20 protein-coding genes are annotated in these 21,793 nt (G+C 65.7%); 8 read left to right on the forward strand and 12 right to left on the reverse strand.

Annotated elements, in window-relative coordinates; genetic code table 11:
• Window positions 1-13: 13 nt before the first annotated feature.
• The 11 genes from VHN57_RS16220 to VHN57_RS16270 form a co-directional block, all read right to left on the reverse strand.
• On the reverse strand, window positions 14-1,003 hold the full coding sequence (locus VHN57_RS16220) for an AAA family ATPase (protein WP_313336067.1): 990 nt from the start codon (window positions 1,001-1,003) through the stop codon (window positions 14-16).
• 133 nt (window positions 1,004-1,136) lie between these two features.
• Window positions 1,137-1,832, reverse strand: coding sequence for a DUF4159 domain-containing protein (locus VHN57_RS16225; RefSeq protein WP_423284547.1), 696 nt, complete (start codon window positions 1,830-1,832; stop codon window positions 1,137-1,139).
• A 167-nt stretch (window positions 1,833-1,999) separates the two neighbouring features.
• Window positions 2,000-3,334, reverse strand: coding sequence for a TldD/PmbA family protein (locus VHN57_RS16230; protein ID WP_423284549.1), 1,335 nt, complete (start codon window positions 3,332-3,334; stop codon window positions 2,000-2,002).
• Between the two features lie 20 nt (window positions 3,335-3,354).
• Window positions 3,355-4,989: a TldD/PmbA family protein gene (locus VHN57_RS16235; protein ID WP_004208452.1), complete on the reverse strand. Its 1,635-nt coding sequence runs from the start codon at window positions 4,987-4,989 to the stop codon at window positions 3,355-3,357.
• A 283-nt stretch (window positions 4,990-5,272) separates the two neighbouring features.
• A complete protein-coding gene (locus VHN57_RS16240) occupies window positions 5,273-5,956 on the reverse strand; it encodes a Fe2+-dependent dioxygenase (RefSeq protein WP_423284551.1) in 684 nt (227 codons plus the stop codon).
• Between the two features lie 69 nt (window positions 5,957-6,025).
• Entirely contained in the window at window positions 6,026-6,793 is a 768-nt protein-coding gene (locus VHN57_RS16245; protein WP_048937656.1) for an energy transducer TonB, read from the reverse strand.
• A gap of 147 nt (window positions 6,794-6,940) precedes the next feature.
• Entirely contained in the window at window positions 6,941-7,231 is a 291-nt protein-coding gene (locus VHN57_RS16250; protein ID WP_004208455.1) for a ribbon-helix-helix domain-containing protein, read from the reverse strand.
• Window positions 7,231-7,953, reverse strand: a complete 723-nt coding sequence (gene phbB, locus VHN57_RS16255; protein WP_004208456.1) for an acetoacetyl-CoA reductase — start codon at window positions 7,951-7,953, stop codon at window positions 7,231-7,233. The genes VHN57_RS16250 and phbB overlap by 1 nt, the downstream gene beginning before the upstream one ends.
• A gap of 19 nt (window positions 7,954-7,972) precedes the next feature.
• Complete coding sequence (gene hemH, locus VHN57_RS16260; RefSeq protein ID WP_278986805.1) at window positions 7,973-8,980, reverse strand: ferrochelatase; 1,008 nt, start codon at window positions 8,978-8,980, stop codon at window positions 7,973-7,975.
• The gene (locus tag VHN57_RS16265) at window positions 8,980-11,259 is read right to left on the reverse strand and encodes a xanthine dehydrogenase family protein molybdopterin-binding subunit (RefSeq protein ID WP_278986806.1); all 2,280 of its coding nucleotides are present in this window, start codon (window positions 11,257-11,259) and stop codon (window positions 8,980-8,982) included. The genes hemH and VHN57_RS16265 overlap by 1 nt, the downstream gene beginning before the upstream one ends.
• 39 nt (window positions 11,260-11,298) lie before the next feature.
• Entirely contained in the window at window positions 11,299-11,733 is a 435-nt protein-coding gene (locus tag VHN57_RS16270; RefSeq protein WP_017500408.1) for a CoA-binding protein, read from the reverse strand.
• A gap of 163 nt (window positions 11,734-11,896) precedes the next feature.
• Here VHN57_RS16270 and VHN57_RS16275 point away from each other — a divergent pair, with 163 nt between their 5' ends.
• A complete protein-coding gene (locus tag VHN57_RS16275) occupies window positions 11,897-12,574 on the forward strand; it encodes a hypothetical protein (RefSeq protein ID WP_010335914.1) in 678 nt (225 codons plus the stop codon).
• A 49-nt stretch (window positions 12,575-12,623) separates the two neighbouring features.
• Complete coding sequence (locus VHN57_RS16280; RefSeq protein WP_169861860.1) at window positions 12,624-13,082, forward strand: GNAT family N-acetyltransferase; 459 nt, start codon at window positions 12,624-12,626, stop codon at window positions 13,080-13,082.
• On the opposite strand, the gene VHN57_RS16285 is transcribed toward VHN57_RS16280, so the two are convergent.
• Window positions 13,083-14,048, reverse strand: a complete 966-nt coding sequence (locus tag VHN57_RS16285) for an Mrp/NBP35 family ATP-binding protein (protein ID WP_017500405.1) — start codon at window positions 14,046-14,048, stop codon at window positions 13,083-13,085. It lies immediately after the preceding gene.
• Between the two features lie 73 nt (window positions 14,049-14,121).
• Between VHN57_RS16285 and hflK the strand changes: the two genes are divergently transcribed.
• The 6 genes from hflK (at window position 14,122) to cysK (ending at window position 21,779) form a co-directional block, all read left to right on the forward strand.
• A complete protein-coding gene (gene hflK / locus VHN57_RS16290) occupies window positions 14,122-15,252 on the forward strand; it encodes an FtsH protease activity modulator HflK (protein ID WP_172438714.1) in 1,131 nt (376 codons plus the stop codon).
• On the forward strand, window positions 15,249-16,088 hold the full coding sequence (hflC, locus tag VHN57_RS16295; RefSeq protein WP_004208464.1) for a protease modulator HflC: 840 nt from the start codon (window positions 15,249-15,251) through the stop codon (window positions 16,086-16,088). Before hflK ends, hflC begins: the two co-directional genes overlap by 4 nt.
• A gap of 128 nt (window positions 16,089-16,216) precedes the next feature.
• Window positions 16,217-17,725, forward strand: coding sequence for a Do family serine endopeptidase (locus VHN57_RS16300; RefSeq protein ID WP_017500403.1), 1,509 nt, complete (start codon window positions 16,217-16,219; stop codon window positions 17,723-17,725).
• Window positions 17,726-17,842: 117 nt separating this feature from the next.
• Window positions 17,843-19,474: a helicase HerA-like domain-containing protein gene (locus VHN57_RS16305; protein WP_423284557.1), complete on the forward strand. Its 1,632-nt coding sequence runs from the start codon at window positions 17,843-17,845 to the stop codon at window positions 19,472-19,474.
• Window positions 19,475-19,560: 86 nt separating this feature from the next.
• Window positions 19,561-20,865, forward strand: a complete 1,305-nt coding sequence (locus tag VHN57_RS16310; RefSeq protein ID WP_278985650.1) for an MFS transporter — start codon at window positions 19,561-19,563, stop codon at window positions 20,863-20,865.
• Window positions 20,862-21,779, forward strand: a complete 918-nt coding sequence (gene cysK / locus VHN57_RS16315; RefSeq protein WP_010338110.1) for a cysteine synthase A — start codon at window positions 20,862-20,864, stop codon at window positions 21,777-21,779. Before VHN57_RS16310 ends, cysK begins: the two co-directional genes overlap by 4 nt.
• Window positions 21,780-21,793: the final 14 nt, after the last annotated feature.

Below are 21,793 nucleotides of genomic sequence, written 5' to 3' on the forward strand. Positions count from 1 at the left end.
CGTCGTGTCCGGATCAGCCGAGTGGCACGGCGCGGACGAGCGCGGCGACGACATCGTCGGCACTCTTCCCTTCCGCCTCGGCGGCGAAGGACAGCAGCAGGCGGTGGCGCATCACTGGCCCGGCCAGCGCAACGATATCCTCGCGCGTCGCCGCCAGACGGCCCTGCAGCAGCGCCCGCGCCTTGGCCGCCAGGATCAGCGACTGGCCGGCGCGCGGGCCGGCGCCCCATTTCACATATTTGCGGATATCGTCCGGCGCGCCTTCGCCGGGACGGCTCGCCCGCACGATCCGCGTCACCCAGCGCAGCAGATCCTCGCCAAAATGCACGTCGCGCACCAGCTTCTGCAGCGCCAGCACCTCCTCGCCCTGCATCACCGCCGGCACCGCACCCGGCTTGGCGCCGGTGGTCTGGGCCAGAATGTCATGCTCCTCCTGCTCGGTCGGATAATCGACCCGGATATGGAGGAGGAAACGATCGAGCTGCGCCTCGGGCAGCGGATAGGTGCCGGCCTGTTCCAGCGGGTTCTGCGTCGCCAGCACGAAGAAGGGCGAGGGTAGCTGATAGGTGGTGCCGCCATAGCTGACGGTGCGCTCCTGCATCGCCTCCAGCAGCGCCGCCTGCGTCTTGGGCGGGGTCCGGTTGAGTTCGTCGGCCAGCAGCAGGTTGGTGAAGATCGGCCCCTTCTGGAATCGGAAGCTCCGATGGCCGGTGCCATGATCCTCCTCCAGCAATTCGGTGCCGAGAATGTCGCTGGGCATCAGGTCGGGAGTGAACTGTACCCGGCGGAAGTCGAGCTTGAGCGCCTCGCCGAGCGAGCGGACCAGCAATGTCTTGCCCAGGCCCGGCACCCCTTCGAGCAGGCAATGGCCACCGGCGAGCAGGCCGATCAGCAACTGCTCGACCACGGCCCCCTGCCCCACGATCGCCTGGCCGATCGCCGCGCGCAATTCGCCCAGGCGCGCCAGTTTCTGCTGGATTTCCGCTTCGCTGATATCGGTCATGATATTTCCTAGCAAATGCCGTCATCCCCGCGCAGGCGGGGATCCATCTCCGACGCTCTCCACGGGTGCGAGGTTGGGAGATGGATTCCCGCTTTCGCGGGAATGACGAAAAAAAGACGGCGGACGGCAGGCATTACGACGACAGCGCGTACATCACGATATTGACCGCGAACTTGGTATTATCCTCGGCCAGGAAGCGCTTGTTGCGCCAGTCATAGTCCCACTCGCAGCCATAATCCTTGTTGCTGTAGAGAACGCCCAAGCGCCCGTTCACCTCTATCCCCTTGAGATAGTCGTGGACCAGATCGTCGCCCCAGCCGTTCAGTTCCAGCGCGGTATTGGGCGGCCCGTCAAACTTGAAGAAGCTGCGATAGACCGGATGGGTCTTGGGCAGCGTCTTCAAGCCCTTGGGGCCGAAAATCTTGGCCATCTGCGCCTCGAACGAGCGGGCGAACAGGCCGTCTATGTCATGGTTGCAATCGTCCACCAGGACGAAGCCGCCATTGCGGACATAGCGCTCGAAATTGCGCCGCTCGGCCTCCGAAAATTCGACCAGCTTGTGCCCTGCCATGTAGCAGAAGGGCGCGGTCAGCATCTTCGGGTCCGAAAGGGCAATGACATGCTCCTTCGGATCGACCCGCAGCGTCGTATAATCGATCAGCGAGGTGATGAGGTTGGACGGCATGCGCTGGTCGACGTCCCAGTCGCCCGAGTCATAGCGCAGCCGGGTGAACCAGAAATCATAGCCTCCCGCGGCGGCAAGGGGGCGGGCCAGCATTGCGCCAGCCAGACCGCCCGCCATGAACCGAAGAAACTCGCCGCGTGTCATCACATCCAATCACATAGGGATTTGCATGATCCTCCCCTGGAAGGGGAGGTGGCTGGCGAAGCCAGACGGAGGGGTGTCCCGCTATCGATAGGGTGACACCCCTCCACCATTGCTTCGCAATGGTCCCCCTCCCCTTCACAGGGGAGGATCATGCACAGCTCAAACCGTCACACCGCGTCCGAGAGCGAGGTGAAGGTGAAGTCGCGCAGCTTCATCGGCGGCACGACGATGTTCATCGACACTTCGTCCGGCGGCACGCGGACCGGGCGACCCAGCTCTTCGACATTGTTGAGCATGATCACCGGGCTCTCGTTGAACCGGAAATTCTTGATCGGATATTTGATCTGGCCGTTCTCGACATAGAAGGTGCCGTCGCGGGTCAGGCCCGTCAGCAGCACGGTCTGCGGGTCGACCATGCGGATGTACCAGGTGCGGGTGACGAGCACGCCGCGCTCGGTCGAGCGGACCAGGTCGGCGGTGGTCTTGGTGCCGCCGGTCATCAGGATATTGCCCATCTGACCGATCGCGGGCTTGCCCTGCTTGCTCGCCCAGTAGCGGCTGTAATTGAGGTTGGTGACCTTGCCGTCCTTGACCATGTCGACGCGCTGGCGCGCGAGGCCATCATCGTCCCAGGGCAGGCAGGGCGCGACCGGATCCCACGGGTCGGTGTAGAAATTGACCTGCGGCCCGAACACCTGTTCGCCGAGCTTGTTGCCGCCGCCCTTCTTCGACAGGAAGCTGCGGCCCTCGTCCGCCTCGCGCGCGCCGAAGAAGTAGAACATGAAACCGATCAGGCCTGCGGCCGCCATCGGTTCCAGGATCACGGTATATTTGCCCGGCTCCAGCGCCTTGGCCTCGGACGAGGCCGATGCCTTGCGCATCGCGATCTGGATGTCGCTGTCCGCCTTGAAGCGGGTGGCGTCCTGCGTGTCGGTGCCGACCCAGCCCGAACCCCGGCCATCCTCGGTGCGGACGGTGCAGGTATAATCCAGCATGGTCGAGCGCTGATAGCCGAAATTGCCCTTGCTGTTGGCGATCGCGACGAAGCTCTGATTATCCTCCAGATAGCCGGCCGCGATCAGCTTCTGCGACTTGCAGGCGGTGATCGAGGTCGACGCCATCTGGGCGCGATATTCGGGCGTGATGTCGGCGGTCGACTGGGCGAAGGTCGGGCTGGCCTTATAGGCCTGTCTGTCCACCGCCGGCATGAATTCCGGATTGTCCGGGGCCAGATTGGCCAGCGTTTCGGCGCGGCGCACCACCCGTTCGAGCGAGGCGTCATCAAACTGGTTGATGGTGGCGGTGCCGACCTTCTTGCCATAGGCGACCTGGACCGCCAGCTCGATATCGTCGGTCAGGCCCGCGGTCGACACGTCGTTGCGGGCAAAGCGGATATTGCCCTGGATCTTGCCGGTTAGTTGCGCGGTGCACTCGTCGGCCTTCGACAGGGCGACGACCTTGGTCAGGATGGCCTTGGCCTGCGCTTCGGTAAGGATGCTCATTTTTCTGTCTCCCTAAGCGATCAGCCGAGCGAACGCGCGGTGTTGATGACGTTGATACCGTTGAAGCGCGCGGTCGAAGACCCGTGCGACACGGCGGAGACCTGGGCCGGCTGGCCCTTGCCGTCGAAGAAGGAGCCCCCCAGGCGATAGTCGCTCTGGTCGCAGACGCCGACGCAGGCATTCCAGAATTCCGGGGTGCGGATCTGGTAGGCGACATCCTCGATCTGCTGGGTGATCTTGCCGTTCTTGATCTCGTAGAAGAGCTGGCCGCCAAACTGGGCGTTGTAGCGCTGCTGGTCGATCGAGAAGCTGCCGTCGCCGATGATGTAGATGCCATCCTCGACACCTGCGATCATGTCGGCAACGCTCTGCTTGGTCTTGCCCGGTTCCAGGCTGACATTGGCCATGCGCTGGAACTGCACATTGGACCAGCTGTCGGCATAGGCGCAGCCGTCCGATTCCTTCTTGCCCTCGATATGGGCCTGGTCACGGATCGCCTGGTAACCGACCAGCTTGCCGTCGCGGATCAGATCCCACTTCTTGGTCTTCACGCCCTCGTCATCATAGGCGACCGCGCCCAGGCTGCCGGGCTGGACCTTGTCGGCGACGATGTTCACCTTGTCGCTGCCATATTGGAAATGGGCCTGCAGCTTGTCCATCGTGGCGAAGCTGGTGCCGGCATAATTGGCTTCATAGCCCAGCACGCGGTCCAGTTCGAGCGGATGGCCGACGGATTCATGGATGGTCAGCCAGGTGTGCGACGGGTCGAGCACCAGGTCATATTTGCCCGGCTTGACCGACGGCGCCTTGAGCTTCGCGCGCGCCTGCTTGGCGGCGGCGATCGCGTCTTCCTTCATGTCATAGCTGTTGCCATAGACGGTGACGCCATTGGGCAGCACGGTCTTGCCGCTGGCGGCGCCGTCGAGATATTCGAAGCCCAGACCCATCGGCGAGGAGAGCCCCTCGCGCGTGCGGAACTTGCCGCTGGTCTTGTCGACCGCGGTGACCGTCATCGGTGCCCAGATGCGGTGGACATCCTGGTCGATATAGCTGCCATCGGTGCTGGCGAAATATTTCTGCTCATTGACCAGGAACAGGATCGAATTGACGAAGTCGGCGCCCGCCTCCATCGCGGCGGCGTTCACGCCCATCAGCAGCTCGACCTTGTCCTTGATCGGCACGGCCATGCTGTTCTTGACGATCGGCGTCTTCCAGCTGACCTCGCCCGCGCCCTTGACCGGGGCGAGCTGGACCGGGGCGCTCTGCTGCGGCGCATTGGCCTTGGCGATGGCGACCGCCTGCTGCGCAGCCTTGGCGACCGCTTCCTTGCTCAGTTCATTGGTGGCGGCAAAGCCCCAGGCGCCATTGGCGAGAACGCGGATGCCGACACCGGTGGATTCGGTGTTGACGATATTCTCGACATTCTTTTCGCGGGTGATGACGAACTGGCGCAGATAGCGGCCGACGCGCACGTCGCAATAGCTGGCGCCGGCGCTCTTGGCCGCGTTCATCGCGGCGTCGGCCAGCCCCTTCTTGAAACCGACGTCGAGCGCGCTGTTCAGATCCTCTGCTGCAATGACCTTGCCGAAAAAGGACGGCAGGACGAGCCCGCCGACACCCATGGTGCCAAAGGCCAGGAAGTCGCGTCTATGCAAGATAGCCTCCACTGGAATGCCCGCAGATCGCGGGTCTGTCTTGTCGCGAAGGCCACCCCCTTGGCACCCTCCGCGTGGATGGCGCGGATCATTGCGAGCCGGACAGATGAGGTCAAACGGCTTTTCCGGGCGACAGGGCGTGGCATGCGGGCTTTCGACCAAAGGGCAACCAGCGCCGACGAACGACATGTGCGGCGAGCCAGCGCCTGCACGCACGGCGTGACGACTATAGATTCGCTATAATTGCCAGTTAGTTAGCCATAGGCACAAGCTGACAGCAGGCTCAGGCATCGGCCCAGCGGCGCAGCAGATTATGATAGACGCCGGTCAGGCGGATCACCTGCGCATCGTCATGGCCGCGATCAAGCGCCAGTTGCTGGATCGAACTGTCGAGATCGAACAGCATCTGCCGCGCGGCATCGTCGCGGATCATCGACTGCATCCAGAAGAAGCTGGCGACGCGCCGGCCCTGCGTCACCGGTTCGACCCGATGCAGCGAGAAGGAGGGATAGAGCACCGCCTGCCCCGCCGGCAGCTTCACCTGCTGCACGCCGAAATGGGTCTCGATCGTCAGCTCGCCGCCCTCATAGCTTTCCGGCTCCTCCAGGAAGACGGTGATCGACAGGTCGGACCGGACGCGGAAGCCGGTGCCGGCCTGGATGCGCACGGCATTGTCGACATGGGTGCCGAACGCCTGCCCCCCGGCATAGCTGTTGAACAGGGGCGGAAAGATCTTGAGCGGCAGCGCGGCGGCGATGAACAGCGGCGATCGACCGAGTGCATCGAGGATCATCTGCCCCGCCTGGCGCGCTTCCGGCGCGCTTTCGGGCAATTGCAGGTTGCGCTTGGCGAGCGCCGACTGATGGCCGGAGGTGACATTGCCATCGACCCATTGCGCCGCATCGATCAGCGCGCGGATGTGGGCGACGCCGGCGGCGTCGATCAGGTCGGGAATGACGATCAGCATGAAGGATACTCCGGGGCGGGATGGCCTGGGCCTGCGGTCGGGCGAGGCGCGCCGGTGAGGCGCTGTCTGTCAGGCCTTGTCGGTGCGGATGACGAAGGGGATTTCGACCACGCCCTTCACCCGCACGGCCTGACCGTCACGGACGATCGGGCGCCAGCGCCAATGCTTGACCGCATCGCGCGCGGCATCATCCAGTCGCGCGAAGCCGCTGCTGCGGGCGATGCCGATGCTCTCGACGCCGCCGTCGGTGCCGACCACCAGCGCCAGCACGACCGTGCCCTGCTCGCGCTTGCGCCGGCTGTCGATCGGATAGCGGGGCGGCTTGCCCGACACCATCTGCGCGCCGATATCGCCGGCCTGCACGACCGAGGGCGCCGCAGCAGCCATGACCGGCGCGGCAGGTGCCGGCGGCGATGGCGGGGCCGACACCGCGACCGGCGATGGCGCGGGGACCGGATCGGGCGTGGTAGCGATCTGCACCGGCGGGACCGGCGTCTGGACGATCGGCGGCGGCGCCACGACCTGCGGCTGGGATGGCGGCGGCGGGGGCGCTTCGGCGGCAGGCGGTGGCGGGGGTGGCGACAGGTTCACCACCGTCAGCTTCGCCTCTTCGGCCCGGACGACATGATTGCGCACCTGGATCAGCGCGCCGATCAGCAGCGCATGCACGACCAGGATGGCGGCAATGGCGGGCAGGTTCGGACCGCGCCGGGCGCCATAGCGTTCGGCTGGAACAGCGATGGCACGCCCGCTGGCAACGGGCATCGGACGATCGTCACCGACATCGGCGAAATCGGTCGCATAGACCTCCGCCCTGCCCTGTGCCGCCTGCAGCATTGCCCGTCCTCCGTCCGTCAGCCTAAGTCCGCGATACAGCGGACCATAATGCGAATCAATTTCATTCGCAGGGCCCTAGCGCATTTCGCTCGGGCGCAGAAGTGCGGAAGAAACGCTATAGCAATAAGGGAAAGCGGCGGGAGACGCTCAGCCCGGCGGCGAATCCTGTGTCCGGACGCGGGCGAAAAGCCAGCAGCGGATCGCGCTGGCCAGATTGGGGGGATCGTCGGCCGCCATCCGCGTCACGTCGATCCGGGCGATCAGCGCATTGATCGGCAATTCGGCCTCGGCAGCGGCATCGCGCAGCGCCTGCCAGAAGATCGGCTCCAGGCTGATCGCGGTCTGGTGCCCGGCAATGGTCACGCTGCGCTTGACCGGAGGGGCAAAGGGCGACGCCCCGGACGCGGCTGCGCCATCGGAAGCGTCGCCCTTGGCCATCAATACATGTGCTGGCCGCCGTTGATCGACAGCGTGCTGCCAGTCACGAAGCCGCCTTCGTCGCTGCAGAAGAAGGCAACGCCACGAGCAATTTCATGCGCCTGACCCAGACGGCCGACCGGGATCTTGGCGACGATCTTTTCCAGCACCGGTGCCGGCACGGCGGCAACCATGTCGGTGTCGATATAGCCGGGCGCGATCGCATTGACGGTGACGCCATATTTGGCGCCTTCCTGTGCCAGCGCCTTGGTGAAGCCGTGAATGCCCGACTTGGCGGCGGCATAGTTGACCTGGCCATATTGGCCGGCCTGGCCGTTGATCGAACCGATATTGACGATCCGGCCCCAGCCGCGCTCACGCATGCCGCCAAAGGTCGCCTTGGCCATGTTGAAGCAACCGCCAAGGTTGATGCGCATGACCTCGTTCCAGTCGTCGAAGCTCATCTTGGCAAGCACGCCGTCACGGGTGATGCCGGCATTGTTGACGACGATGTCGACCGGGCCGAGCGCTTCCGCCACCGCAGCGCAACCGTCCAGGCAGGCCTGATGATCGCCAACATCCCATTTGAAGCTGGCAATGCCGGTGGCGTCGGTGAAGGCCTTGGCCTTTTCCTCGTTGCCGGCATAGTTGGCGGCAACCGTATATCCCATTTCCTTGAGTGCCAGGCTGATGGCTTCCCCGATACCGCGGGTTCCGCCGGTCACGATCGCTACTCTCGACATGCGCCTGTCCTCTCCTGTGCTAGACCCTCTGGTCGACCCATCCTGAAAGCTCGCGGCCGACCAGCCGCTGGTAGAGGGTGATAGCTTCGGGGGATGCGTTTAGACAGGGCAAAAAGGCAAATTTTTCGCCACCTTCCGCTAAAAAAACTTCTTTCGCGCGAAGTCCGATTTCCTCTAGGGTTTCCAGACAATCTGCCGAAAATCCGGGTGTCACGACAGCAATGTTCCGGACACCTTCCTTCACCAATCTGGTGAGCGTCGCCTCTGTCTCCGGTTCCAGCCATTTGGCCCGGCCGAAACGCGACTGGAAGCTCATATGGACGGGCAGGTCCATCGCCGCATCGAGCAGCCGGACTGTCTCCACCGACTGGTGATAATAGGGGTCGCCCAGCTTCAGCGTCCGTTCCGGCATGCCATGGAAACTGGCGAGCAGCGCATCGGGCCTGAAGTCGAGCTGCGCCAGATGGCCGTCGATCGACGCCTTCAACGCGGCGACATAGTCGGGATCGGCATAATAAGGCGGCAGGGTGCGGATCGCCGGTTGCAGCCGCATGTCGGCCAGCGCGGCAAAGGCCTTGTCCAGCGCGGTCGCGGTCGTCGCGCCGGAATATTGCGGATAGAGCGGCGCCAGCAGGATGCGGTCGCACCCCTGCGCCGTCATCGCCTGGAGCCGGCTGGCGATCGACGGATTGCCATAGCGCATCGCCCAGTCGACGATCAGGTCCGGCCCCATCGCCTGCTGCAACGCCTCCGCCGTCTCGCGGGTATAGACCGCCAGCGGCGATCCGCCGGGCATCCACACCTGCTGATAGGCATGGGCCGACTTTTTCGGCCGCGTCGTCAGCACCGCGCCGCGCAGGATCGGCTGCCAGATGATCTGCGGAATTTCCACCACGCGCGGGTCGGACAGGAATTCCGCCAGATAACGGCGCACCGATGTGGCATCCGGCGCGTCAGGCGTGCCGAGATTGATCAGCAGCACGCCGACGCGCGATGGCGTTCGAGTGTCAACTTCGCTGTCAGGCATCAGCCATTCCCCATGATCGGCAGGCTGCGGAATCGCTGCCCGGTGACGGTGAAGAGCGCATTGGCGATCGCCGGCGCGGCAAGCGGCGCGCCAAGATCGGTGACGCCGGCCGGATCGGCCGTGCTGCGGATCAGTTCCACGCTGATCTCTCCTATGTCGCCCAGCCGCGGCAGGTTCATCCGCCCCAGCATCGCGCGCGTCGGCATGCCACCGGCATAGGGCACCGACGCCCCCATGGCGAGCGCCAGGCCATGGATCAGCCCGCTTTCCATCTGCTGCCGCGCGATATCGGGATTGACCTGATCGCCGCAATCCACTGCCGCGACCATCCGCCGGACGCTGAGCTTGCTGCCCTCGATCCCCGCCTCGACCATCACGGCGGCATAGGCACCGTTCATCATATGCGCGGCGATCCCCTGTCCGCTCCCGGCAATGCCCCCCTGCCAGCCGCCCATGGCCGCTGCCGTGGAGAGGCAATGGGCGAGGCGCGGGTTCCCGCCCAGCATCTGGATGCGGAAGGACATCGCCTCGATCCCCGCCAGATGGGCGAGTTCGTCAAGGAAGCATTCGGTAAAGAAGGCGCCATGGAGATGCGCATTGCCGCGCATGAAACCGAGCGGCAGGCCAACGTCGGCGGGATAATGATCCACCGCCCAGTTCGGAATGGCATAGGGCGGCACCATGCCGGCCACCGCCAGCCGGGTCGCCTTGTCGCCCGCTTCGGCAGCAGCCTCATGCGGCAGCTTCCCATGGGCGATGCGCGACCAGGTCTGGGTCATGGCGCAGGGAGCCGCCACCTTGGCCAGCCAGCCTTCGACCATGCCGCCACGGCCCAGCTTGGCCGCCATGCGGGCATGGGCCGGCGCGCCCGGCCGATCCTGAATCACATCCTCCAGCCGCGACCAGAGCAGTTGCACCGGACGACCGACATCGCGCGCGATCAGCGCCGCCTGCACGCCCGCCTCCCAATCCATATGCCGTCCGGTCGCGCCGCCGGCATGGAGCGGATAGAGCGTCACCGCACTGTCCGACAGGCCCAGCGCATCGGCGATCGCGGCGCGGGCCAGCACGGGCGCCTGCGTCGCCATCCAGACTTCGGTGCCCTCCTCCGTCACCCGCGCCGTCGCGCACATCGGCTCCAATGCGAGATGCAGGCCGGGATCGACCTGATATTCGCTGGCCAGGATCGTCGCCTTCTCGAACACCGGCAGCAGGTCGCCCTGCACATAGAGACGCCGGCCGGCATCCCCGGAAAAGGCATCCTCCAGCGCAGCATCGATGCGGCCGCTGTCGACTGGCGCGCCGCGCAGGGTGAAGCTGGGATCGATCAGGTCGAGCGCCCGGTTCGCCGCCCACCAGTTGGTGCCGACCGCCGCGATCCAGCGCTCGGTGCGGACCAGTTTCAGGAAGCCCGTGACCTTCTGCGCCTCGGCATCGCGCGCATCCTTGAGCACGGCGTCGCCAATCGGCCCCTGCCGGATCGAGGCGAAGACCATGTCGGGCAGGCGGATGTCGGCGGCGAAATTATGGCTGCCGTCGATCTTTGACGGGGTGTCGAGCCGCGGCAAATCCTGCCCGGTCAGCCGACCGTCATTGCCCTGACGATAGGGCAGGATGTCGGGCAGGGTGAAACCGGCAGCATCTTCCACCACATCGCCCAGCCGCAGCTTGCGCTCGGCCCCGTCGGTGATGATGCCATTCTGGATGTCGCAGCTTTCCCAGGGCACGCCCCAGCGCGCCGCCGCCGCCTTGCACAGCAGCACGCGCGCCGCCGCACCCGCCCTACGATAGGCGTCATGGAACATCGGCACCGACGTGCCCGCCCCGGTCAGCATCAGCGCGCTGCGCGTCGCATATTGGTCGATTGCCCAGGTGCCGGCATCGCCCGCCACGCGGGTCCAGTCGCTTGCCAGCCAGTCACGCGCCAGCAGGCCGTTGGCATAGAGCGGGCTGATCGGCGCGCTCTGCACCGCGACGGTGCGCCAGTCGGCGCCCAGTTCGTCCGCCAAAATCTGCGGCAGGATGGTGGTCACCCCCTGCCCCATTTCGGTTTGCGGCACGATGGCGATCACCTGCCCGGCCCGATCGATCTTGAGGAAGGCGTCGAAAACCTGTTCGCCCGGCCCGACATTGAGGTTGGGGCGATAGCTACGCGGCCAGGCCGCCCAGGCCAGAACCAGTCCCGCTGCCGCGCCACCACCGACCAGCAGCGTGCGACGGCTCACACCTGTGTCGCTCAAACCTCTGTCTTTGCGTCGTTTCAACGGTGCCCGCGCCATGGCCTTGCTGATAGAGGCGCTGGGCCGTGCTGCCTAGGGCTAATCCGCCGCGATCGGCGCAAGGCCAAGCCGCCGGATCTCGATCGCAGGGCAATAGTCCATCACGACCTTGAGCCCCGCCGCTTCGGCCCGCGCCGCGGCATCGGCATCGATCACCCCCAACTGCATCCAGACCGACTTGGCGCCAGCGGCGATCGCCTGGTCCACCACCTCGCCCGCGGCCTCGCTGCGCCGGAAGATGTCGACCATGTCGATCCGCACGCCGATGTCCGACAGCCGATCCCAGACGAATTCGCCATGGACATGCTCACCGGCGATCTGCGGATTGACCGGCAGCACCCGATAGCCATGATCCTGCAGCGTCTTCATCACGCTGTAGCTCGGCCGGTCGGGGCGATCGGAAATGCCGACCAGCGCGATCGTCCGGGTTTCGTTGAGCAGATCGGCAATATCCTGCGCGGCGGTGAGCGGCATGGCGGTCCTCCTGTTCTGGCCCCCGATATGGGCAGGGCGAAGGCGCGAACAAGGGGCCTGGCGCTGGCCGCTCCTAACCAATTCCTAAGCAGCGTCCAGCTAGGTCCGGCAATGCGCGATTCGCGCCGGCCGGTGGGGACGGGCCGTATTCAGGGGGCCTGAGATGAAGTCTGTCGTCATTACCGCGCTTGCCATCATGTCCGCGACTGCCCAGCCGCTGCTGGCACAGGCCGATGCGCCGCTGCCCGTCATGCAGCCGCCCGAGGCCAGTCCGGCCATGGTCCTGCCCGCCAACACCGCCGTCATGCTGCGCATGAACAGCGAATTGTCCAGCAAAACCGCCAAGGAAGGGTCGATGTTCGACCTGTCGGTCGCCGACCCGGTGATGGTCGATGGCTATGTCGTCATCCCGATGAACGCCCGCGCCGTGGGTGAAGTGACCTGGCTGACCGGCAAGGGCGCGTTCGGCAAGTCGGGCAAGATGAATATCGAACTGCGCTATATCGAAGTGGCCGGGCGCCGCATCCCGATCAAGGGCAGCTTCCGCCAGGAGGGCGAAGGCAATACCGCCGCGACCATCGGCGGCGTGATCGCGGCCGGCGTGTTCGCAGGCTTCATCACCGGCAAGACGGCGATCATCCCGGCCGGCCGGGAACTGCAGGCCTTCACCCAGAATGAGATCGCGCTGGCACCGCCACGGCGTCCTGCACCCATGCTGGGCCAGGCGGCACCGATCCCCGCGAGCTACACGCCCGCGCCCCGCGCCGCGCCGCTGCCGGCCGCCCGGCCAGCACCGCGTCGGTCGATGGTCGACCCGTCGCTGGAGATCAACGTCAAATAAGCCGGACTTGGCCGTGGCGCACCGCACGCGCCACGGCTAGACCCAGCCCATGTTCGATATTCGCGAAGACGATCTGAGCGGCGCACCGACCCGCGCGCTATTGGCCATCCATCTGGCTGGCATGCAGGCGGAATCGCCGCCAGAAAGCGTCTTCGCGCTCGACCTGTCAGGATTGCAGCAGCCCGACATTTGCGTCTGGACCGCCTGGGATGGCGACAGCATCGCCGGCGTCGCCGCGCTGCGCGATCTGGGCGGAGGCCAGGGCGAACTCAAATCGATGCGCACCCATCCCGATCATCTGCGCCGGGGCGTGGCCGCAGCGCTGCTGCGCCATATCATCGGGCAGGCACGGCAGCGCGGCATGACCCGGCTCAGCCTGGAAACCGGCAGCGGCCCCGCCTTCGATCCGGCGCTGACGCTGTATCGCCGGCACGGCTTCGGCAATGGCGAGGCGTTCGGCGATTATCGCGCGAGCGCCTTCAACCAGTTCCTGCACCTCAGCCTCTGATCAGGCGGCCTTCGCCAGCCAGGCCGCGACCTTTTCGGCGACGGCGCGGAAGGCATCGGCATGCGGCCCTTCGCCGGCTGCCGGCGGATCGCCCGCGTCGGAGCGCTTGCGAATGTCGATCGCCAGCGGAATGCGGCCGATGAAGGACAGGCCAAGCTCACCCGCCGCCGCTTCCGCGCCACCGCAGCCGAACGGATCGGACACTTCGCCGCAATGCGGGCAGGCATAGCCGGCCATATTCTCGACCAGGCCGATCATCGGCACCTGCGCCTGCTCGAACAGGCTGATCGCGCGGGTCGCATCCATCAGCGCCAGGTCCTGCGGCGTCGAAACGATGACGGCGCCAGCCGGCTTGTGCTTCTGGAGCATGGTCAGCTGGATATCGCCGGTGCCCGGCGGCAGATCGATGACCAGCAGGTCGGTGTCGCCCCAGTCAGCGTCGATCAACTGCCCCAACGCATTGCCGACCATCGGCCCGCGCCAGGCCAGTGCCTTGCCCGGATCGACCAGATGCGCCATCGACAGCATCGGAATGCCGAGCGGGCTTTCGACCGGGAACAGGCGCTTTTCGCGCGCCTGCGGCTTCTGGTCCTCGCTGGCGAGCAGGCGCGCCTGCGACGGGCCATAGATATCGGCATCCACCAGACCGACCTTGTGCCCCAGCCGAGACAAAGCGATGGCGAGATTGGCCGACAGGGTCGACTTGCCCACCCCGCCCTTGCCCGACGCCACGGCGATGATGCGCGGCGCGCGTCGCTCGGCCGTCATGGCGATGCGCACATCGGTGACACCCGGCAGCATCAGGCCGCCCTCGCGGATGGCGGCCGCCACGGCATCGCGCCGTTCGGGCGCCAGACCGCCCACGTCTAGCGCCAGGGTCATGATGCCATCCTTCACCCGCGGCGCGCTGGCACGGCCATCGGTCAGCGTCTTCAGGCGGGCGGCAAAATCATCGATATCGGTCATGACTGGGGCCTCTAGGCAATAATCGTCGTTAAGGGCACTGTTTTTCGCGTGCAGCCATTCCTATAGAGATGACATGAGAAGATTATTCGGGTGGATGCCCGGCATCGCGAGCGCCATGGCCCAGGGTCCCTGGGGCGGCAAGGGTGACGGGCCTGAGGGCAATGACGGACCGGGCAAGAACGGGTCCGGCGGGGGCAGTGATGGCCCGCGCAATCCCTGGACCCAGCCCGGCAAGCCGGCCGGGAGCAAATCTCCCTCCGCGATCGAGGAATTGCTGCGCAAGAGCCGCGAAAGCTTTGGTCAGGGCGGCGGCTTCGGTGGCCTGCCGCCGCGTGCGAACGGCCGGGCGCTGTGGCCGATCGCCGTCGGCATTGTCGTCGTCCTGTGGCTGGTGCTGACCAGTTTCCACCGGGTCGGCCCGCAGGAACGCGGCGTCGTCACCCTGCTCGGCAAATATAGCCGCACCCTCTCGCCCGGCATCAGCCTGACCCTGCCCGCCCCGTTCGAGGCGGTGCGCACGGTCGATGTCGAAGAAATCCGCACGATCGACATCGGATCGGCCAGCGCGGAGAGCGAAAATCTGGTGCTGACCGGCGACCAGAATATCGTCGATCTGGCCTATTCGGTGCGCTGGAACATCCGAAATCCGGAACTCTATCTGTTCCAGCTGGCCGACCCGGACGCATCGATCCGCGAAGTGGCGGAAAGCGCGATGCGCTCGGTGGTCGCCAGCGTCAGCCTGGACGATGCACTGGGTGCGGGCCGCACCGAGATCGAGCAGCAGGTCGAACAGCGGATGCAGGAGATTCTCGACGGCTACAAGTCGGGCATCCGCGTCCAGGGCGTGGCGATCAAGCAGGCCGATCCGCCGGCTGCCGTCAACGACGCCTTCAAGGAAGTGTCGGCCGCGCAGCAGACCGCCCAGACCTATCTGAACGAGGCGCGCGCCGCCGCACAGCAGGTCACGGCCAAGGCGCAGGGCGAAGCCGCAGCCTTCGACAAGGTCTATGAACAATATCGGCTGGCACCCGACGTGACCCGCCGGCGCATGTATTACGAAACCATGGAGGGCGTCCTGTCCACCGTCGACAAGACGATCGTCGAAAGCGGCAACGTCACCCCCTTCCTGCCCCTTCCCGAACTCAAGCGGCGCGCTCAGGGGACACCCCAGTCGGCTGCCAATGCGACGGAGGAAGGCCAGTGAGCTTGCGCAATCCCATCGCCCTCGCCATCGGCGCGATCATCCTGCTGATCCTGGTCGGCAGCACCGTCACCATCGTGCCGGAAACCCGACAGGGCGTGATCGTCCGCTTCGGCGAGCCCAAGCAGATCATCAACCGCTATCGCCCGAACGAGGATTTCGGCAAGACCGGCGCCGGCGTCATCCTGCGCGTGCCCTTCTTCGACCAGATCGTCTGGATCGACAAGCGCGTGCTCTCGGTCGAGATGGAGCGCCAGCAGGTGCTTTCGACCGACCAGTTGCGCCTGCAGGTCGATGCCTTTGCCCGCTACCGCATCGTCGATCCGCTGCGCATGTATATTTCCGCCGGCAGCGAGGAGAAGGTGTCGGACGCGCTGCGCCCGATCCTGGGCTCGGCGCTGCGCAACGAACTGGGCAAGCGGCCCTTCGCCGCGCTGCTCAGCCCCGAGCGCGGCCAGGTGATGCAGAATATCGAGGCCGGGCTTGACCGGGTCGCGCGCCAATATGGCGCCGAGATCGTCGACGTGCGGATCAAGCGCGCCGACCTGCCCGATGGCACGCCGCTGGAAAGCGCCTTCACCCGCATGCGCACCGCGCGCCAGCAGGAAGCGCTGACGATCCGCGCCCAGGGCCTGAAGCAGGCACAGATCATTCGCGCCGAGGCCGACGCCAATGCCGCCCGCATCTATGCGGAAAGCTTTGGCAAGGACGCGAATTTCTATGACTTCTATCGCGCCATGCAGGCCTATCGTTATACCTTCGCCCCGGATCGGGCGGGCGGCACGACGATGGTATTGTCGAAGGACAATGAGTTCCTGAAGCAGTTCCAGGGCCGCTAACAGCAGGTTTCAGGATCATTACGGAACCAGTGTCATTCAATATCGGTTAAGGCAGGGCGGCGCATCGATAAGGCTCCCCGAGAGTCCCGCCCTTCCCGCTCCCGAATTTCTGAAGAGGACCGTCACGAGTGCGTTACGCTTATGCCATCACCGGCGCCCTGCTGCTCGGCGGCACCGCCATCGCCGTCACGACCAGTTCCAATGTCGGCGCGCAGACCGCCCAGAATGAAGGCCTGCAGGCCGCTGCACCCGCCGGCGCCCCGGCAAGCCTGGCCGACATGGTCGAAAAGCTGCAGCCGGCCGTGGTCAACATCTCGACCAAGCAGCGCGTCACCGTGCAGAATCCCTTCGCCGGCACGCCCTTTGGCGACCTGTTCGGCCAGGGTGGCGGCGGCAAGCCGCAGACCCGCCAGGCCCAGTCGCTTGGCTCGGGCTTCCTGATCTCGGCCGATGGCTATATCGTGACCAACAATCACGTCGTGTCGGCCGGTGCCGAAGGCGCAAGCGTCGACAGCATCACGGTCACCATGACCAACAAGGAAGAATATCCCGCCAAGCTGGTCGGCCGCGATCCCGCAACCGACCTCGCCGTGCTGAAGATCGACGCGAAGAAGCCCCTGCCCTTCGTCAAGTTCGGCGACAGCACCAAGGCGCGCGTGGGTGACTGGGTCGTCGCGATCGGCAACCCCTTCGCCCTGTCGGGCACAGTGACCGCCGGCATCATCTCCGCCGTGCATCGCGGCACCGGCGGCACCTATGACAAGTTCATCCAGACCGACGCATCGATCAACCAGGGCAATAGCGGCGGCCCGATGTTCGACATGCGCGGCAACGTGATCGGCATCAACAGCCAGATCCTGTCGCCCTCGGGCGGCAATGTCGGCATCGGCTTCGCCATCCCCTCGGAACAGGCAGCGCCGATCGTCGACACGCTGCGCCAGGGCCAAAGCATCAAGCGCGGCTATTTGGGTGTCCAAATCAGTCCGCTGGGCGAGGACATGGCGGATTCGCTCGGCCTTGCCAAGAATCGCGGCGAGTTCGTGCAGGGCGTCGAGCCTGGCAAGGGCGCCGAAAAGGCCGGCATCAAGGCAGGCGACGTGATCGTCAGCGTCGCCGGTCAGGAAGTCACGCCGGACCAGAATCTGTCGTCGATCGTCGCCAACAGCAAGATCGGGTCGAGCGTGCCGATCGTGCTGCTGCGCAACGGCCAGCGCATGACCCTGAACGCGGTCGTGGGCGAGCGCCCGAGCGAAGACGAACTCAATAATTTCGCCCAGCAGCAGGATGATGATTTCAGCCAGCAGGGCGACCAGGGCAGCGACACCCAGGCGGCGCAGAAGTCGCTGGGCATCTCTGCCATCCCGCTGACCCCCAGCATCACCCGCCAGTTGGGCGTTGCCGGCGACACCCGCGGCATCGTCATCACCGCCGTCGACGGATCGACCGACGCCGGCGCCAAGGGCCTGCGTCGCGGCGACGTGATCCTGTCGGCCAATAACCGGCCGGTGCTGACCCAGGCGGATCTGGATGCACAGGTGAAGGCGGTGTCGGCCCAGGGTCGCAACGCCATCCTGCTGCAGGTGCTGCGTCGCGGCCAGGCGCCGTTGTTCCTGCCCATCCGCCTGCGCGACAAGTAAGTCAGCGAAAGCGACAATCGTTACGGGCCGCGCTTGCCGGATTGCCTGCCTCCCTTCTAAGAAGGAGCAGACAGTCCGGCGGGCGCGGCCCGACCCGTTTTTGAGGAGCATAAGCCCATGAGCGACGGCATCTTCCTTGGTCTGGGCGCGCCCGAAAAGAACGGCGGCATCCCCCAATATCTGAACCTGCGCCGGGCCAATCGCCACGGCCTGATCGCGGGCGCCACCGGCACCGGCAAGACGGTGACGTTGCAGGGCATCGCCGAAAGCTTCTCGGCGCTCGGCGTTCCGGTGTTCGTGGCCGATGTGAAGGGCGACCTGTCGGGCATTTCGATGGCCGGTTCGCCGACCGCCAAAAATGCCGACAAGCTGGTATCGCGCGCCAAGGAAATCGGCATCGCCGATTACAGCTATGCCGACAATCCCGCGATCTTCTGGGATCTCTATGGCGAGCAGGGCCATGCGATCCGCACCACGGTCAGCGAGATGGGGCCACTGCTGCTGGCCCGGCTGATGGGCCTCAACGACACGCAGGAAGGCGTGCTCAACATCGCCTTCAAATATGCCGATGAGGAAGGGTTGCTGCTGCTCGACCTGGGCGATTTGCAGGCGATGCTCGCCTATTGCGCGGAGAATGCCGATACGCTCTCGGCCCGCTTCGGCAATGTGACCAAAGCCAGCGTCGGCGCTATTCAGCGCCAGTTGCTCCAGCTCGAAACCCAGGGCGGCGACCATTTCTTCGGCGAGCCCGCGCTCGACATCCACGACTTCCTGAAGGTGGACGACAAGGGGCGCGGCTATGTGAACATCCTCGCCGCCGACAAGCTGATGCGGAGCCCGAAGCTCTACGCCACCTTCCTGCTCTGGCTGCTGAGCGAGTTGTTCGAGACGCTGCCTGAAGTGGGCGATCCGGAAAAGCCGGTACTGGTCTTCTTCTTCGACGAGGCCCATCTGTTGTTCGATGACGCCCCGGCGGCATTGCAGGACAAGATCGAGCAGGTGGTGCGCCTGATCCGTTCCAAGGGCGTGGGCGTCTATTTCGTCACCCAGAACCCGATCGACATTCCCGAAGCCATTGCCGGCCAGCTCGGCAACCGGGTGCAGCATGCGCTCCGTGCCTTCACCCCGCGCGACCAGAAGGCGATCAAGGCCGCAGCGGACACCTTCCGCATCAACCCCGATCTCGACATCGAGACGGCGATCACCGAACTCAAGACCGGTGAAGCGTTGGTGTCCCTGTTGCAGGAGGATGGCGCGCCCGGCGTGGTCCAGCGCACACTGATCGCTCCGCCCCGCTCGCGCCTCGGCCCGGTCGATGCCAAGGAACGCGCGATCATTCAGTCGATCTCGCCCTGCGCAGGCAAATATGACACCGCCGTCGACCGCGAATCCGCCGAGGAAATCCTCGCCGCGCGCGGCGAGGCCGCCGCTGCCGCTGCGCAGGCTGCCAAGGCCAAGGCCGAAGCCGACAAGGCCGCCGCCGCCCAGGCCAAGGTCGAGGCCAAGCAGCGCGAACAGGAGTTGAAGGAGCAGGCCCGTCGCGACGCCGCCGCCGCGCGCGAGGCGGCCAAGCCCAGCAGCCTCGACAAGGCGGTGCAGTCGGCGACCCGCTCCGCCGCCTCCTCGGTCGGCCGCCAGGTCGCCAATGAACTGGGCCGTGCCGTGTTCGGCGGATCGAGCCGCAGATCCTCGGGCGGCGGCATCGCCGGCCAGCTGGTGCGCGGCATATTGGGCAGCCTGTTCAAATAAGGATAGGCCAGTAAGGATGAACAGGGGGCCGGTCGATTATGTCCGGCCCGTTGCTATCCGCCACGGGATAAGGCTAGAGCGCGGCCATGTCTTCCTCGGCTGCTGCACCCCACCCGCTCCATTTCGGCAATTTCCGCGCCTATCTGGTCGGCCGTTTCTGCGCCACGCTGGCGCAGTACAGCATGATGATCCTGCTTGCCTGGCAGGCCTATAATGTCGCGCGGGAGACGATGAGCACGGGCGAGGCGTCGGCGCAGCTTGGCCTCATCGGCCTGGCGCAGTTCCTGCCGCTCTTCTTCCTGACGCCGGTGACCGGTTGGGTGGCCGATCATTTCGACCGGCGGATCATCACCCGGCTGACGCTGGCGCTGCTGATGCTCGCCGCAACTGTGCTGGCCTTCGCCACCTATGAGGGCTGGGTCAGCCTGCCGCTGATCTTCGGCATCGCGGTCATCGTCGGCATCGCCCGCGCCTTCAACGGCCCGGCCTATGGGGCATTGGCGCCCAACCTGGTGCCACCCGCCGTGCTGCCGACCGCCATCGCCCTGTCATCGGTCGCCTGGCAGACCGGCGACATCCTCGGCAAGGCGGTGGGCGGCTATGCCTATGCGATCGAGCCCTGGGCCGCCTATGCGCTGTCGGCCGCCTTGTTCGGCGTCGGCCTCATATCGATGATGATGATCGGGCCGGTGCCCCAGCCGCCGCGCCAGCAGGGCCGCCATCCGATCCGCCAGATGATCGACGGCTTCACCTACCTCAAGAGCAACCGGCTGGTGCTGGCGACGATCACGCTGGACCTGTTCGCGGTATTGCTGGCCGGTGCGACCGCGCTGCTGCCCGTCTATGCCCGCGACATCCTGCATGTCGGGTCGACCGGCTATGGTCATCTGGCGATCGCGCCGGGGATCGGCGCGGCGCTGACCGCGCTCTGGTTCTCCTTCCGGCCGATGAAGACGCAGGTCGGCCTCAAGATGCTGGCGGCGGTCATCCTGTTCGGCCTGGCCACGATCGCTTTCGGCTGCACCGCCTTCCTGCCGAGCGACATCGCGGTGGAGGCCGGCATCGCCGCGCTGATCGTGCTGGGCGGCGCCGACATGGTGTCGGTGTTCGTGCGCCAGTCGCTGGTGCAGCTGCACACGCCCGATGCGATGCGCGGCCGCGTTTCCAGCCTGTCGCAACTGACCATATCCGCGTCCAATGAACTGGGCGAAGCGGAATCGGGCTTCCTTGCGGCGCTCGTTGGGCCTATCGCTGCGGTCATCGGGGGTGGCGTGGGCGCCATTCTCGTCACGATATTCTGGGCGCGACTCTTTCCCGAACTGCGCCTTGCACGCACTTTCGACCCACCCGACTTAAGGGAGGCGGACATCAGCCAGGAGACGGCCCAATGAAAGCTGCCACTATTCTCGATACCATCGGCAATACCCCCCATGTCCGGGTCAACCGGCTGTTCGGGGACGCTGAAGTGTGGATCAAGTCGGAACGGTCGAACCCCGGCGGGTCGATCAAGGACCGCATCGCGCTGGCCATGATCGAGGCGGCCGAGGCATCGGGCGACCTGAAGCCGGGCGGCACGATCATCGAGCCGACGTCGGGCAATACCGGCGTGGGCCTGGCCATGGTCGCCGCGGTCAAGGGTTACAAGCTGATCCTGGTCATGCCCGAAAGCATGTCGATCGAACGCCGCCGGCTGATGCTGGCCTATGGCGCCAGTTTCGACCTGACCCCGCGCGAAAAGGGCATGAAGGGCGCGATCGAACGGGCGCTGGAACTGGTGTCGCAGACGCCCGATAGCTGGATGCCGCAGCAGTTCGAGAATCCCGCCAATATCGACGTGCATGTCCGCACCACCGCGCAGGAAATCATCGCCGATTTCGCCGACGCGCCGATCGACGTGCTGATCAGCGGCGTGGGCACGGGCGGCCATATCACCGGCACCGCCGAGGTGCTGAAGAAGCAGTGGCCGAACCTCAAGGTCTATGCGGTCGAGCCGACCCTGTCGCCGGTCATCAGCGGCGGCCAGCCCGGCCCGCACCCGATCCAGGGCATTGGCGCGGGCTTCATCCCGGCGAACCTGCACACCCAGATTCTCGATGGCGTGATCCAGGTCGATCCGGCCGATGCGAAGGACTATGCCCGTCGCGCCGCCAGCCAGGAAGGCATGCTGGTCGGCATCTCGTCGGGCGCCACGCTCGCCGCGATCGCGCAGAAGCTGAAGGAACTGCCCGCAGGCAGCCGCGTTCTGGGCTTCAATTATGACACCGGCGAACGCTATCTCTCGGTGCCCGACTTCCTGCCCGAATAAACGGACGCACGCAC

Source organism: Sphingobium salicis subsp. salicis, from assembly GCF_049472635.1.
GTDB classification, from domain to species: Bacteria; Pseudomonadota; Alphaproteobacteria; order Sphingomonadales; family Sphingomonadaceae; genus Sphingobium; species Sphingobium yanoikuyae_A.

What these genes read in the sequence shown, in the direction of transcription:
- cysK (WP_010338110.1), top strand. Translation starts at nt 20,862, where the DNA reads ATGAAAGCTGCCACTATTCTCGATACCATCGGCAATACCCCCCATGTC.
- VHN57_RS16245 (WP_048937656.1), bottom strand. Translation starts at nt 6,793, where the DNA reads ATGCTGCAGGCGGCACAGGGCAGGGCGGAGGTCTATGCGACCGATTTC.
- VHN57_RS16220 (WP_313336067.1), bottom strand. Translation starts at nt 1,003, where the DNA reads ATGACCGATATCAGCGAAGCGGAAATCCAGCAGAAACTGGCGCGCCTG.
- phbB (WP_004208456.1), bottom strand. Translation starts at nt 7,953, where the DNA reads ATGTCGAGAGTAGCGATCGTGACCGGCGGAACCCGCGGTATCGGGGAA.
- VHN57_RS16285 (WP_017500405.1), bottom strand. Translation starts at nt 14,048, where the DNA reads ATGACCGATATCGATGATTTTGCCGCCCGCCTGAAGACGCTGACCGAT.
- VHN57_RS16230 (WP_423284549.1), bottom strand. Translation starts at nt 3,334, where the DNA reads ATGAGCATCCTTACCGAAGCGCAGGCCAAGGCCATCCTGACCAAGGTC.
- VHN57_RS16270 (WP_017500408.1), bottom strand. Translation starts at nt 11,733, where the DNA reads ATGCCGCTCACCGCCGCGCAGGATATTGCCGATCTGCTCAACGAAACC.
- hemH (WP_278986805.1), bottom strand. Translation starts at nt 8,980, where the DNA reads ATGCCTGACAGCGAAGTTGACACTCGAACGCCATCGCGCGTCGGCGTG.
- hflK (WP_172438714.1), top strand. Translation starts at nt 14,122, where the DNA reads ATGAGAAGATTATTCGGGTGGATGCCCGGCATCGCGAGCGCCATGGCC.
- VHN57_RS16275 (WP_010335914.1), top strand. Translation starts at nt 11,897, where the DNA reads ATGAAGTCTGTCGTCATTACCGCGCTTGCCATCATGTCCGCGACTGCC.
- VHN57_RS16310 (WP_278985650.1), top strand. Translation starts at nt 19,561, where the DNA reads ATGTCTTCCTCGGCTGCTGCACCCCACCCGCTCCATTTCGGCAATTTC.
- VHN57_RS16225 (WP_423284547.1), bottom strand. Translation starts at nt 1,832, where the DNA reads ATGACACGCGGCGAGTTTCTTCGGTTCATGGCGGGCGGTCTGGCTGGC.
- VHN57_RS16240 (WP_423284551.1), bottom strand. Translation starts at nt 5,956, where the DNA reads ATGCTGATCGTCATTCCCGACCTGATCGACGCCGCCGGCGTCGCCCAC.
- VHN57_RS16280 (WP_169861860.1), top strand. Translation starts at nt 12,624, where the DNA reads ATGTTCGATATTCGCGAAGACGATCTGAGCGGCGCACCGACCCGCGCG.
- VHN57_RS16305 (WP_423284557.1), top strand. Translation starts at nt 17,843, where the DNA reads ATGAGCGACGGCATCTTCCTTGGTCTGGGCGCGCCCGAAAAGAACGGC.
- VHN57_RS16265 (WP_278986806.1), bottom strand. Translation starts at nt 11,259, where the DNA reads ATGGCGCGGGCACCGTTGAAACGACGCAAAGACAGAGGTTTGAGCGAC.
- VHN57_RS16250 (WP_004208455.1), bottom strand. Translation starts at nt 7,231, where the DNA reads ATGGCCAAGGGCGACGCTTCCGATGGCGCAGCCGCGTCCGGGGCGTCG.